General features: G+C 72.7%; 12 protein-coding genes and 1 pseudogene. 8 read left to right on the plus strand and 5 right to left on the minus strand.

All coding sequences use genetic code 11. The annotated features are described in order from the left end of the window. The 7 genes and pseudogenes from AC5LUJ_RS15365 to AC5LUJ_RS15395 all read left to right on the plus strand — a co-directional run. Positions 1-430 (plus strand): annotated as a pseudogene (locus AC5LUJ_RS15365) (ATP-binding protein); the annotation flags it as partial. Between the two features lie 59 nt (positions 431-489). After that, positions 490-2,295 (plus strand): TIGR02677 family protein, encoded by a 1,806-nt coding sequence (locus AC5LUJ_RS15370; protein WP_493465155.1) that lies wholly within the window; start codon positions 490-492, stop codon positions 2,293-2,295. After that, positions 2,292-3,674 carry a TIGR02678 family protein gene (locus AC5LUJ_RS15375; RefSeq protein ID WP_250287151.1) on the plus strand — a complete coding sequence of 461 codons (1,383 nt, stop codon included), beginning with the start codon at positions 2,292-2,294 and terminating at the stop codon, positions 3,672-3,674. Before AC5LUJ_RS15370 ends, AC5LUJ_RS15375 begins: the two co-directional genes overlap by 4 nt. Beyond that, complete coding sequence (locus AC5LUJ_RS15380) at positions 3,671-7,972, plus strand: TIGR02680 family protein (protein ID WP_493465156.1); 4,302 nt, start codon at positions 3,671-3,673, stop codon at positions 7,970-7,972. Before AC5LUJ_RS15375 ends, AC5LUJ_RS15380 begins: the two co-directional genes overlap by 4 nt. Before the next feature lie 345 nt (positions 7,973-8,317). Beyond that, a complete protein-coding gene (locus AC5LUJ_RS15385) occupies positions 8,318-9,739 on the plus strand; it encodes a TIGR02679 domain-containing protein (RefSeq protein ID WP_493465157.1) in 1,422 nt (473 codons plus the stop codon). A 129-nt stretch (positions 9,740-9,868) separates the two neighbouring features. Then, on the plus strand, positions 9,869-10,087 hold the full coding sequence (locus AC5LUJ_RS15390) for a type II toxin-antitoxin system HicB family antitoxin (RefSeq protein ID WP_250290954.1): 219 nt from the start codon (positions 9,869-9,871) through the stop codon (positions 10,085-10,087). Next, positions 10,080-10,295 (plus strand): type II toxin-antitoxin system HicA family toxin, encoded by a 216-nt coding sequence (locus tag AC5LUJ_RS15395; RefSeq protein ID WP_250290955.1) that lies wholly within the window; start codon positions 10,080-10,082, stop codon positions 10,293-10,295. Before AC5LUJ_RS15390 ends, AC5LUJ_RS15395 begins: the two co-directional genes overlap by 8 nt. A gap of 95 nt (positions 10,296-10,390) precedes the next feature. Here the strand turns inward: AC5LUJ_RS15395 and AC5LUJ_RS15400 are convergent, their stop codons facing one another. Then, positions 10,391-10,849, minus strand: a complete 459-nt coding sequence (locus AC5LUJ_RS15400; RefSeq protein ID WP_493465158.1) for a toll/interleukin-1 receptor domain-containing protein — start codon at positions 10,847-10,849, stop codon at positions 10,391-10,393. Between the two features lie 54 nt (positions 10,850-10,903). Here AC5LUJ_RS15400 and AC5LUJ_RS15405 point away from each other — a divergent pair, with 54 nt between their 5' ends. Beyond that, on the plus strand, positions 10,904-11,176 hold the full coding sequence (locus AC5LUJ_RS15405; RefSeq protein WP_250290960.1) for a hypothetical protein: 273 nt from the start codon (positions 10,904-10,906) through the stop codon (positions 11,174-11,176). A gap of 10 nt (positions 11,177-11,186) precedes the next feature. Here AC5LUJ_RS15405 and AC5LUJ_RS15410 read toward each other — a convergent pair whose 3' ends face one another. The 4 genes from AC5LUJ_RS15410 to AC5LUJ_RS15425 form a co-directional block, all read right to left on the minus strand. Beyond that, positions 11,187-11,579 (minus strand): type II toxin-antitoxin system VapC family toxin, encoded by a 393-nt coding sequence (locus tag AC5LUJ_RS15410; protein ID WP_250285844.1) that lies wholly within the window; start codon positions 11,577-11,579, stop codon positions 11,187-11,189. Next, on the minus strand, positions 11,576-11,824 hold the full coding sequence (locus AC5LUJ_RS15415) for a hypothetical protein (protein ID WP_250285843.1): 249 nt from the start codon (positions 11,822-11,824) through the stop codon (positions 11,576-11,578). Before AC5LUJ_RS15415 ends, AC5LUJ_RS15410 begins: the two co-directional genes overlap by 4 nt. A gap of 48 nt (positions 11,825-11,872) precedes the next feature. Then, positions 11,873-12,403 (minus strand): hypothetical protein, encoded by a 531-nt coding sequence (locus tag AC5LUJ_RS15420; protein WP_250285842.1) that lies wholly within the window; start codon positions 12,401-12,403, stop codon positions 11,873-11,875. A gap of 74 nt (positions 12,404-12,477) precedes the next feature. Beyond that, a partial coding sequence (locus tag AC5LUJ_RS15425) for a P-loop NTPase family protein (protein WP_250285841.1) occupies positions 12,478-13,026 on the minus strand: 549 nt, incomplete at its 5' end.

Raw genomic sequence — 13,026 nt, forward strand, 5'->3', positions numbered from 1 at the left:
GTTCACCGAGTTCTGGACGGAAAGCGGCGAGATCCTCGCCTCCGGCCGGCGTTACCCCGAGGCCGCCCCCCAGCTCGTCCTCATGGGCTTCCTCCAACGTGTCGTCAACGGCGGCGGCTACGTCACCCGCGAATACGGCATCGGCCGCGGCCGCATCGACCTGCTCATCCGCTGGCTCTACACCACCCCGGACGGCAGACGCCACTGGCAACGCGAAGCCCTCGAACTCAAGGTCCGCCGCGCGGGCGAGGCCGACCCGCTGCGCCGCGGCCTGATCCAGCTCGACGGCTACCTCGACCGCATCCATCTCGACCACGGCGTCCTTGTCCTCTTCGACACCCGTCCCGACGCCCCACCCATCACCGACAGAACCACCATCATCACCATCCCCAGCCCCGCCGGCCGCACCATCACCCTGCTACGCGCCTGACAGCCGCGGCCCGCGGCGGAGGGAGATGGCCAGAAGACCGTCGCGAGGATCATGCCGGGGTGGCATCCAGTGCAACACTGTTTGTGACCGGGTACCCGCGTTTCGTGGGCGGCGGATGGTTCGTAATACTGGTCGGTGTGATGGCTGACGCGGGGACCGGTGAGAGGGCGGCAAACGGCGCGTCCAGACAGCCGTTCGCGCACCTGAGCGCACCGAATGCCCCCTTTTACCGGGACGTGCTGACGACGTTCGCGCGGGCGCGGGACCGGTTCATCGTGCACATGCGGCCCGAGGACGTCAGCGTGGACCTGGGGCGGCCGGGGGATACCGAGCCGGTGGTCGCGGCGTTGGAGAAGCTGGTCGAGTGGGGGAACCTGCGGGCCGATCCCGACACCTCCCGGGTGGTCACGGTGGAGGACTTCCACCGGGCCCGCTACCTCTACCAGCTGACCGTGGCCGGGCAGGCCGCCGAGGACGCGATCACCGTCTACGAGGAGGCGGTCGGCCGCAAGGGCGCGCTGCAGTCGGTGGCGCTGGAGGACATCGCCACCCAGCTGCACGCACTGGCGGAGATGGCCGCGGCGGGCCCGGGACGTCTCGATCCGGCAAAGGTGCACCTGCTGTTGCTGGCGCTGGCCGAACGTTTCACCGGGCTCGCCGACAACGCACAGGCATTCATGGCCTCGTTGCGTCGGGTCATTGATTTCGCCGACGGGAACGTGGACGCCTTCGTCGCCTACAAGCAGCGGCTCATCGACTACATCAACCGGTTCATCGCCGACCTGGCCAACCGGGGAGCGGAGATCGCCACCCTGCTCGGCCGGATCGAGGCAGCCGGCGTGGACCGCCTGTTGGTGCTCGCCGCCCGCCGGGAGGCCGCCGACGTCGTCCCGGACATCCCCGACGGCACCGACGGCACCGGCAGCGGTGCCACCGGCAACGTGACTGGCAGTACTGTGACTGACAGTAATAATTCTGAGAGCGCCGAGAGCGCTGTCAGGGGTGCCGGGGGACGTCCCGTCATCGACGCGGACGCGTCCGCCGCCTACGATGCCGCGGCCGCGGCATCCCTGGCCGACTGGCGCAACCGGTGGCGTGGCCTGCGGGACTGGTTCCTCTCCGCCGACTCGCGCCATCCGTCCCAGGCCCGGCTGCTGCGCGGCGCGGCCGTCACGGCGATCACCCAGCTCATCGACACCGTGGCGGCGCTCAACGAGCGCCGCTCGGGGCGTTCGGACCGGTCGGCGGACTTCCGCGCACTCAGCCGCTGGTTCGCCGAGGCACCGGACGACGCGGCGGCCCACCGGCTGTGGCGGGCGGCGTTCGGCCTCACCTCGGCCCGGCACCTGACGGTCACCCAGGAGACCCTGACGGCCTGGGAGGAGGACGAGCCGACGCCGGCCACGCCGTGGCGGCAGGCACCACCGGTACGGATCAGCCCGCAGCTGCGCCGGACCGGCTCCTACGAGCGGCGCGGGCAGCCCAACCGGGTCGCGGACCGCGCCGGGCAGCGCCGGTTCCTCCAGGAGCAGGCCGCCCGGGAGGCCGAGGAGGCCGCGGCAGCCCGGCAACGGCTGGCCACCGCCGGGCCGGTCCTGCTCTCCGGCCTCGATGTGCTCGACCGGCAGGCGTTCCGGCTGTTCCTCGGCGTCCTCGGGGACGCGCTCGCGGCCCGGCTGCCGGGCGAGACCGAGGTGAAGACCACCACCAGCGACGGCAGCATGGAGATCCGGCTGTCGCTCGTCCCCGACGGGGGCACCGTGGCGATCGAGACCTGTGACGGGGTGCTGCACGGCCCGGAGCACCTTGTCGAGATCGTCGATCTGACCGCGGCGCGGCCCGGCGGGGCACGGGAAGCGGTATGACCGGAAGCGCTATGACCGGGGACGCGTCCACCGAGGAGAAGCGGGCGCAGCGGCGCAAGGCCCTGCGCATCCTGCTGGCCAAGCCCCTGCTGAGCGCCGGCGCGGACGACGACGCGCTGCGGCTGGTCCGCCGCAACGCCGCGCAGCTGCGCGAATGGCTCGCCGTGGAGACCGGCTGGCGGCTGGTCGTCGACGTCGAGTCGGCGCGGCTGTTCAAGACGGTGCCGGCTGATCCGGACGGCACGCATCCGGCGCGGGAGGGCCGTGGCCGGGCACCGTTCGGGCGCCGCCGTTACGTGCTGCTCTGCCTCGCGCTGGTGGTGCTGGAGACGGCCGACGCGCAGGTCACCCTCGGCCGGCTGGCCGAGGGGATCATCGTCGCGGCCAGTGACCCGGAGCTGGCCGCCGCCGGTGTCACGTTCACCCTCAGCCGCCGGGACGAGCGTTCCGACCTGGTCGGGGTGGTCCGGCTGCTGCTCACCCTCGGCGTGCTCGAACGGGTCGCCGGCGACGAGGACGCCTACCTCACCGACACCGGTGACGTGCTGTACGACGTGCGCCGCCGGATCCTGGCGTCGATGCTGACCGGCGTCCGCGGCCCGTCCACCATCGAGGCCGCGGACTTCGGCCAGCGGCTGGCCGAGCTGACCCACGAGCCGGTCGCCGACACCGACGAGCTGCGTAACCGGGCGCTGCGCCACCGGCTGACCCGCCGTCTGCTGGACGACCCGGTCGTCTACTACGACGAGCTCGCCGAGGACGAGCGCGCCTACCTGACCAGCCAGCGGCACGCGATCACCCGGCGGATCGAGGAGGCCACCGGCCTGGTCGCCGAGATGCGCGCCGAGGGCATCGCCATGGTCGACCCCGACGACGAGGTGACTGACGTGCGGATGCCCGAACAGCGCACCGACGGCCATGTCACCCTGCTCGTCGCCGAGTATCTGGCCGCCGCGGCCGGCCGTGGCGAACCGGTGCCGACCGCCCGGCTGCGCGCCCACGTCCGGAAGATGGCGGTCGAACATGCCGCCTACTGGCGGCGCGGTGTCACCGAGCCGGGCGCCGACGCCGAACTGCTCGCCGCGGCCCTGGACAAGCTGCGCGCGCTGCGGCTGGTCGTCGACGTCCCCGGTGACCAGCCGATGGTGCTCGCCCGGCCCGCGATCGCGCGGTACGCGGTCGAGGCGCCGACGATCCGCACCGGCCCGGCGGCCCGCACCGGCCGGGGCAGAGCCGGCCAGGGGAACAGGACCGGCCAGGGGAGCAGAGCAGGCCAGGGGAGCGGGACCGGCCGGCAGGGGAGCGGGGCCGGCCGGGCCCGGGGCAGAGCCGAGCAGACCAGGGACACCACCACTGACAGGAAGGCGGCTCGCGGGTGAGCGCCGAGGCACCCACGCCGCGCCGGCAGCGCTGGCAGCCGCTGCGCACCGGCCTGGTGGACCTTTTCTACTACGACGTCGAGGAGTTCCACTTCCATGACGGCCGGCTGCTGCTGCGCGGCAACAACGGCACCGGCAAGTCGAAGGTGCTCGCGCTGACCCTGCCGTTCCTGCTCGACGGCGAGCTGGCCGCGCACCGGGTCGAGCCGGACGGCGACCGCAACAAGCGGATGGAGTGGAACCTGCTGCTCGGCGGCCGGCATCCGCATCCCGAACGGCTGGGGTACACCTGGCTGGAGTTCGGCCGGCTGTGCGCGGACGGCGCCGCCGAGTACCGCACGATCGGTGTCGGCCTCAAGGCGGTGGCCGGGCGCGGCATCGCCCGGCACTGGTTCTTCGTCACCCGGCAGCGGATCGGCCCGCAGCTGTCCCTGGTCGGCCCGACCAGGGTGGCGCTGACCCGGGACAAGCTCAGGGAGGCCGTCGACGGGTACGGCGCGGTGTACGACACGGCGTCGGACTACCGCCGGGCCGTGGACGAGACACTGTTCGGTCTCGGCACGCAGCGTTACGAGGCGCTGGTCAACCTGCTCATCCAGCTCCGCCAGCCGCAGCTGTCGAAGAAGCCCGACGAGAAGCTGCTCTCCCGGGCGCTGACCGAGGCGTTGCCGCCGCTGGATCCGGCGCTGGTGGCGACCGTGGCCGAGGCGTTCCGCGGCCTGGACGAGGAACGCGAGGCGCTGCGCGGCCTGGACGAGGCGAGAACCGCCGCGGACGCGTTCCTGACCCATTACCGCCGCTACGCGGCCGTCGCCGCGAAACGCGCCGTGGCACCGCCGCGACAGGCGCACAGCCGCTACGAACAGTTCGGCCGGGAGCTCGGTGAGGCCGACAGCGCGCACCAGACGGCGAGCGAGGCGCTGGCCGCCGCGCAGCACCGCCTCGAGGAGCTGGCCGCGGCCAGGGCCGCGCTGGAGGTGCGGCGGACGGCGTTGCAGGACAGCCCGGAGATGCGCGACGCCGAGGCGCTGCGCACCGCCGGCGCCGAGGCCGAGCGGCTGGCCCGGTTCGCCGCCGGCCGCCGGAGCGACAGCGCGTCCGCCGACGAGGCGGTCAGGCGCCGGCAGGCCCGTTCCACCGCCGCCCGGCGGACCGCCGCCGCGGACGAGGAGACCTTCGGCGCCGCGCTGTCCACGGCGGCGCGGGCGGCCGAGGCGGCCCGCATCACCGACCGGCATGCCACGGTGCTGGCCGAGCTGGACGGTGACCAGCCGCCCTACCCGGCCGCCGCCAGGGCGGGCACCGCGCTCGTCGACCGGCAGCGCAACGCCGTCACCCGCCTGGACGGGCTGCTGACGCAGGCGTGGACGGCCGAGACCGCCGCGCGGACAGCCCGCGAGGAGCTGGACCGGATCAGCGCCGAGCGGCAGGCCGCGATCAACCGGATCGCCGAGGCCGACGAGCTGACCGCCCGGCGCGGCGCCGAGCTCCTCGAGGCGTACGCGCGTTACCTGGCCGGCACGGCCCTGCTGCGGGTCGCCGACGCCGACGAGGTGCTGGCCGCCGCGGAAGCATGGGCGGAGACCCTCGACGGCCCGAACCCGGTGACAACGGCCGTGGACACCGCGGCCCGGCAGGCCACCGCCGCGCTCGGCCGCCGGCAGGCCCAGGTCGACGCCGAGCGGGCGGCGGCAGGCGGCAAACGCGACCGGCTCGCCGAGGAGATCGCCCGTCTGGAGGCCGGCGGCCACGACGCGCCGCCGACGCCGTACACCCGGGCCGCCGCGGCCCGCGACGGCCGGGCCGGCGCCGCGCTGTGGAAGGTCGTCGACTTCGTCGACGGTGTGCCCGAGGAACACCGGGCGGGTATCGAGGCAGCGCTGGAGGCAGCCGGGATCCTCGACGCGTGGATCACCCCGGACGGCGCCCTGCGCGATCCCGTCAGCGACGACGTCCTGATCCGTCCCGGCCGGCCCGTGCCGGGCGGCGGGCTCGACGCGGTGCTGGCCCCGGCGATCGACCAGGCCGACCCGTCCGCGTCCGCGCTCACCGGCCCGGTGGTCACCGCCGTGCTGGCCGCGATCGGCCTGGGCACCCCGGACTCCCTGGGCGCCGCCCACCCGGGTGCCGCCCACCCGGGCGCCGCCCGCTCTGACGGCGCCCATTCCGGCGGCGCCGATCCGGGCCCTGTCGGCAACGATCCGGGCCCTGTCGGCAACGATCCAGGCGCTGTCGGTAATGGGCCGGGCGGGGATCGCGCCGAGCCGTGGGCCGCGGCATGGGTCGACGTCGACGGTCGCTTCGGCAACGGGATACTGGCCGGCTCCTGGCACAAGGACACCGCCGGCTACATCGGCGAGGGTGCCCGCGAGACGGCCCGGCGGACGCGGCTGGCGACGGTCCGGGCCGAGCTGGCCGCGGTCGAGCGGCGGCTGGCCGAACTCGCCGCGGCCGTCGCCGAGCTGGTCGGCCGTCAGCGCGCGCTGGCCGTCGAGCACCAGGCGCTGCCGGCCGACAGCGACCTGCGCGAGGCCCACGTCAAACGTGCCGCCGAGCACGAGGCCAGGCGGCGTGTTGACGCCCGCCACGACGAGGCGGTCCGGATCGTCGCCGACCGGGATGCCGCGGCGCGCACGGCGCGGACGGCGGCCGGCGAGTTCGCCGCCGACGTCGGCCTGCCCACGGACGCCGACGGGCTGGCGGCCGTCCGCGCCGCCGTGGGCGACTACCGGGTGGCGCTGGCCGGGCTGTGGCCGGCGGCGCAGGCGCTCGACCGGGCCCGGCAGGCCGCCGCCGAGGCCGAACGCGAGCTCGGCCTCGCGGTGGAGCAGCGCGAGCAGGCCAGCCAGGCGTCCGAGCTGGCCGACGCCCAGGCCGAGGCCGCGGCCGGACGCCACCGCGTCCTGGTCGAGACCGCCGGCGCCGGGGTCGACGAGCTGTACCGCAAGCTCGACGCGGTCGCCACCGAGCTGGCCCGCTGCGACGCCGACGAGCGGACGGCCCGCCGCGTCGAGCAGGATGCCCGCGACGAGCGCGGCAGGGCCGAGGGGCGGCGCGAGAAGCTACGCGAGTCGATCACCGCTGCCGCCGCCGAACGCGACCGGGCGATCGACGCCCTGCGGGCCTTCGTCACCACCGGGCTGCTGGAGATCGCCGTGCCCGGCCTGGAGCTGCCGGACCCGGCCGAGCAGTGGGCGCCGACGCCGGCCATCGCGCTGGCCCGCGCCGTCAACGCCGCCCTCGAGGGGGCCGACGACGGCGACCGGCGCTGGGAGCTGATCCAGCAGCGTGTCTCGGCCGAGCACAAGGTGCTCACCGACGCGCTGTCCCGGCACGGCCACTCGGTCGGGATGACCGTGCGTGACGGCATCATCGTGGTGGACGTGGTGTTCCAGGGCCGCCGGCAGGCCATCGCGGCCCTGGTCGCCGCGCTGGAGACGGAGACCGGGCAGCGGGCGATGCTGCTGTCCGCGAAGGAACGCGAGATCCTGGAGAACCATCTCGTCAACGAGGTGGCCGGCACCCTCCAGGAACTGATCACCGGCGCGGAGGAGCAGGTCAGGGCGATCAACAGCGATCTTGCCGAGCGCCCCACGTCCACCGGGATGCGGCTGCGGCTGCTGTGGCGGGCCGCCCACGACGCCCCGGAGGGGTTCGGCCGGGTACGCGACCGGCTGCTACGGCAGACCGCGGACGCCTGGAGCGCGGCGGACCGGGCCGCGGTCGGCGCCTTCCTCCAGGAGGAGATCAACCGGAAGCACGCCGACGACACCACCGGCGGCTGGGCCGAGCAGCTGACCCAGGCCCTGGACTACCGGCGGTGGCACGCGTTCGCCATCCAGCGCCACCAGGACGGCCAGTGGCGGCCGGCGGCCGGGCCGGCCTCCGGCGGCGAACGGGTGCTCGCCGCCTCCGTGCCGCTGTTCGCCGCCGCGTCGTCGTTCTACACCTCGTCGGGCAACCCCAGCGCCCCCCGCCTGGTCGCGCTGGACGAGGCGTTCGCCGGGGTGGACGACGACTCGCGGGCCAAGTGCCTGGGCCTGCTCGCCGCGTTCGACCTGGACGTGGTGATGACCAGCGAACGCGAGTGGGGCTGCTACCCGCAGGTCCCGGGCCTGGCGATCGCGCAGCTCGCCCGCCGGGAGGACATCGACGCCGTCCTCGTCACCCCCTGGCGCTGGGACGGCCGGGAGCGCGTGCGGGCCGAGCGACCGGCCCCCTACCTGCCCCAGCCGGCCCCGGTGCCCACCCCGGCCGACGCCGGCGCCCTGCCGCCGGACGGCCTGCCGTTCGAATGACGACCTGATCGAATGACGACCCCTCGAACGACCGCTGACGCCCGCCAGCCGCACCCGCCGTCGACCACGGGCCGTGTGCGCCCGGCCATCGAACGGCCGCCGGCCGGGCTTCGGCTGTTGGCCGGGCTTCGGCTGTTGGCCGGGCTTCGGCTGTTGGACAGGCGCCGGCTGTTGGACGGGCACCGGGGTGCTGGTTGTCTGATGATCGAACATTGCTCCGATGCGTCGACCGTGTGCCGGCTGCCGGCCGGACACCGGGCGTCGACCAGGCTCCGGCTGTTGGTCGGCCGTCGGCTGTTGACCGGGCGCCGGCCGTCGGCCGTCTGCTGACCGGGCAGGACACGCATGGATCAGTCCGGGGACGTCCTACGCCTGCGACGGCTGCTCGGCGGTGAGCACACCGCCTGGCTGCTCGACCGGATGCGGCGCCGGATGGAGCTCGGCCGCCCGCTGACCGGACCGGTCACCCTCGCCCGCGCCAGCCACGATCAGCGGCGGGCGGCCGAACGGCTGCTGGGGCGGCGGGCCGGGGCGGGCACGTCCCTGACGGTCTCCCTGGACGAGATCGACACGATGCTGCGGACCAGCGGCGCCGCGCCGGACGGCCTCACAGCCGCGGTGCGCCTCCTCGTCGGTGCGGTCCCCGACCGGGCGGCGCTGGCCGCCTCCGAGGCCGCGGCGTGGTCACAGGCGCACGCCCCGCTGGACGCCCTCGTGACGCGACGTCCCGAACTCGCCGCCTGGCGGTCCTGGCTGGACGCCACCGGCATGCTGCGCCGCCTGACCGCCGGTGACGTCGAGGCGGCGGCGGCGCTCGTCGCCGACCTGCTGCGGGTGCTCGCCGCGCTGCCCTCGCCGGGCGTGGCGCTGGGCCGGCTGGCCGCGACGGCCACTGGGGACGCGCACGCCCTCGACGACACCCGGCCGCTGGCGACGCTCTGCCTCGCGGCGGCCAGGGTGCTGCGGGGGGCGCCGCCCGCCGGGGACGGTTCCGCCGCCGAACGCCGCGCCGTGTGGGCCGCGGTCGGCGTCCACCGTGACGAGCTGTCCTCCACGGTGCTGTGCCTGGGCCTGCCCGGGGGAGCGGCCACCACCACCGGCCGCATCCTGGCCCTGGCCCGGGAGGCCGGCGAGCCGTGCGTCCTGACCCTGCGCCAGCTCAGCCAGCCCGACCGGCTCGACCAGCTCGACCAGCCCGACCGGCTCGACCAGCCCGAACAGAACGGCCGGCCCGAACAGAACGGCCGGCCTGGTCCTCCCGTCCAACCCGGCCAGGCCGGCCAGGCCGCTCAGGCCGATCGTCCTGGGCAGGGTGATCGGCCCGGGCGGGAGTGGGCCGAGTTCGGTGTCGGCGAGCGGACGGTGTGGATGTGCGAGAACCCGATCGTGCTCGCCAGCGCCGCCGACGCGCTGGGGCGTGACTGTCCGCCGATGGTGTGCGTCAACGGGCAGCCGTCGGCCGCGGTGCTCCGCCTGCTCGACCTGCTCGCAGCCGAGGGCGCCCGCTTCGCCTACCACGGCGACTTCGACTGGGGCGGCATCCGCATCGGCAACGGCCTGCTGGAGCGTGTCCCGTGGCGGCCGTGGCGTTTCGACACCCAGGCCTACCGGGCGACGCTGGCCCGCGTCACCGGCGGCGAACTCGCCGGCCGCCGTCCGGTCGAGGCGTCCTGGGACGCCGAGCTGCGCCCGGCCCTGCAGCACCACGGCGTCCGCGTGGACGAGGAACTCGTCCTGCCCGACCTGATCGCCGACCTGGCCGGCTGACGCACCCCACGCCGCGACAGCGGCGTCATATCGATCCGGCGAATTGATGAACGTCCCTCGTCCTGCTAGAGTTACACCCAGTAATCGGAAGTGGTGCGAATCAGATCTGGGTAAGGAGCATCTCGGACGATGGCGGAGCAGCAGCTCACGGTAGTCGTCTACCGTGAGGAAGACGGTTTTGTCGCGCGGTGTCTTGAAGTCGAAGTAGCCAGTGACGGCGACACCGAGCAGGAGGCCATCGCCAACATTCGGGAGGCCCTGGAGCTGTACTTCGAGGATGGCGATGCCGTTGAAGCGCATCTCGTCGACCAGGCAAAGGTAGCAAAGGTAACACTGCAAGTTGCCTAGCACGCCCTCCTCTGACGACATCTGCAAAATTCTCGAAAAGCACGGTTTCCGGCCCGTCGGTCAGCGGGGCTTCCACCGCAAGTACCGGTACGACGGATCACCTGGTCGAACCGTGATCGTTCCCATGGGCCGCAAGAACATGCGTATTGGTACCTTCCGGTCCATCGTCAGCCAGTCCGGCCTGAGCGTCACCGACTTTCTGGTGTAGCCGCCGCTGCCGTCCTTCGGGTGCTGTGTGTCCGCGTCCGAAGAGAAGAAGCTCGGCCTGGCTCTCATACAACGTCGTCCGGACGGCCTTGGGGGCTATCGGCCTGGGAAGCGGGGTGGGCTGGTCGGCCGCGCACGGCCGTCCAGCGAAGCCTTGACGCGGTCGATCAGGATCTTCTCGGCTTCCTCTTTCGCAAGGCCGACGAGGTCGATGTAGACGATGCCGCCTAGGAGGCCATCCGGAGCGCAGTGCTTCACCCGGACCGGCAGGACCCTGCGCTTCTCACCGTCCGGATCCCCCCGCCAGAACGCCTGCCATTCGGCGGTACCGAACTTCGAGTTCTCCAGGTAGTCGGGGGAGAGTACCGCAAGCACCCGGGCTGCCCTGGTCACCCCTTTCTGTATTTCGTTCACCCAGTTCTTCCCTTCCACAAAGTCCCACGCCTGGACGAGGACCCGGTAGCCGGCCTCCTCCAGCGCCCACGAGATCCACTCGGCCCATTCCTGGTCCGCGCCGGTGTAACTCACGAAGAAATCGTAGTCATATGCTGGCACCGCATCTCCTGATCTTCGCAGAACCGACGAACCTGCTGATAAGATACGACAATCGTGACGGTCACACGTGCAGCGGGTGTTCGGGAGGATTGCTACTCCTGCGTGCGCAACGTGTCGCTGGACGCTCTGCCGCCGCGGGAGCGGATCCTGCTCGGGCCCGGCTGGCGGGTGGTGCACGCGATCCGTGCCGCGCTGCCCGGCTGGCTGGTGGCCGTCGCGCGCCGGCATGTCACCTCGCCGGCCGAACTGACCGCGGCGGATTCGGCGAATAATAACTTGCCGTCATCGTTCCTTCGCCGGCCGATGGTCGGACTGACAGCGGGATGATCCCAGGTGGTTACCGGAAGACCTCGATGGAGCAGGTGGCGCCGGTGCCACGGGAGAGGCGGGCATCACTGGTGATCAGTGTGCATTCCAGCAGCTCCGCGAGGGCGACGTAGAACGCGTCGTACGCGCTGTAGTTGGCGCGTAGCTGCCATGCCCGCGCAAGGTGCGCGGGCAGCGGCGTGCGCTGAAGGGGCATCCCGGCGAGCAGCGACAGGGCGGCGGAGGCTCGATGCTCGGGGAGTTTGCCGCCGAGTGCCAGCCCGCGCAGGACGGAGAGAACTTCCGCATCGATCAGGCTCGGCGCGCTGAGGATTTCGCCCCTCAGCCGCTCGCGTGCCGCATCGGCTGAGGGGCTCTTTTCGACAAGGACTTTGACGAGGACGCCGGCGTCGACAACGATCAACGTGCGGACCGTCCGCGGTCCAGTTCGGCGAGGATGTCCTCGGTGGTCACAGACTCCACCGCGTTGGCCCGCGCACTGTCCAGGATCTCCTCGATGGCGGGCTGTTGGGCGTCGTGGACCAGCTTGGCCAGCAGGTACTCCTGCAGGGACTGTCGAGCGTGCAGGGCGCGCTGTTTGTACGTCAGGTACACCTGGTCGGGGATGTTCCTGACCTGGATCGTCGCCATGGTATCATGGTAGCGCATATGCGCTCCAGCAGCGCTTGATGTGTCCGGCCGAAGCCCGCATCGGCTTCACGGCGCATCGCTCGGTGTGGAATCCAGGAAGCCGCTTATGCTGCTGCCCGCCTGAGAAGCAGTCGTGGGATCCCAGCAGATGATCTTTATCTTGTGGCCGGTCACGGCCACCGTCATCTCACCCAGACGGCCAGTGGCGAGATCGGTCCGTCCCATGTCCTTGGCGAAGGGCGCACCGACGGGTTCGGCCGTCTCGGCGTCCCAGCACTGCCCGCCGTGGTGGTAGCCGGCGCTCACCACGACGGGCCGGCCGTGCAGTTCGGCGGTCGCGAGCGCGGGGGCGGACGACGAGACCGGCAGGGGAGGCCCAAACTGGCCTCCGGTGGATACGTCCCAACGGCGGATCACACCCGAGCGGTGGCTCGTCCACACGACATGACGCCCACCGGAGACCCGGGTGACGACCACGGATTCCGCACCGGTCGCCTGGACAGCGGACGTCTGAGTGCCGTCGTCCCGTACGGTGACCGCACCGTCGGCGAGGCCGGCCGCGATACAAGCACGGCCCCGGATGCGGCCGATCCACACCGCTCCGATTTCCGCTGGCCAGAAATACTCGCCGATCTGTTGCCCGGTGCTCAGGTCCTATACGGTGGCGGCGTTCACATGGGCCATGACGACCACCGGACGGCCGGCGAGATACACGCCTCCCACACCGACCGGGTGGGTAACGGCCCGAGCAGAGTGTGGATCATGTCTTCCGGATCCGCGGACTCGTCGAGCGCGTCGATGACGACCAGCTTCGCTTCCGGGATCTGATCGAGGCCGGCCAGCAGCGTCCTTGTGCCGAGTGTCCGTACGTCGCAGGGAGGCAGCCCGGCCGTGTGCAGGATCCCGTCGGCGATCTCGGTGGTTGTACGCCCTCGGGCCTGGATGAACAGCGCCACGCAGCCGTCCGGCGGACGGATCGCGCTCGGCGATTCCAGGTTGCCGCGGCGGACAGGATCGGCGAGGGCGTCGAACCGGGCGAGCACCGACGTCTTCCCGGAGCCCGGGCCACCGGTGACGATCCGGGTGACCGGATCGTCGGCCAGTTCCGACGTCCACCGCGCCAACGCGCTGAGGGTCTTGTCGCGTCCTTCGAAGGCGTGCAGGCCCTGGTTCTGTCTGTAGTCGTCGAGCAGGACGCCGCGCGCATTGGGCCGCACGGA

The sequence above is a fragment of the Protofrankia sp. CiP1_Cm_nod3 genome (assembly GCF_982290655.1).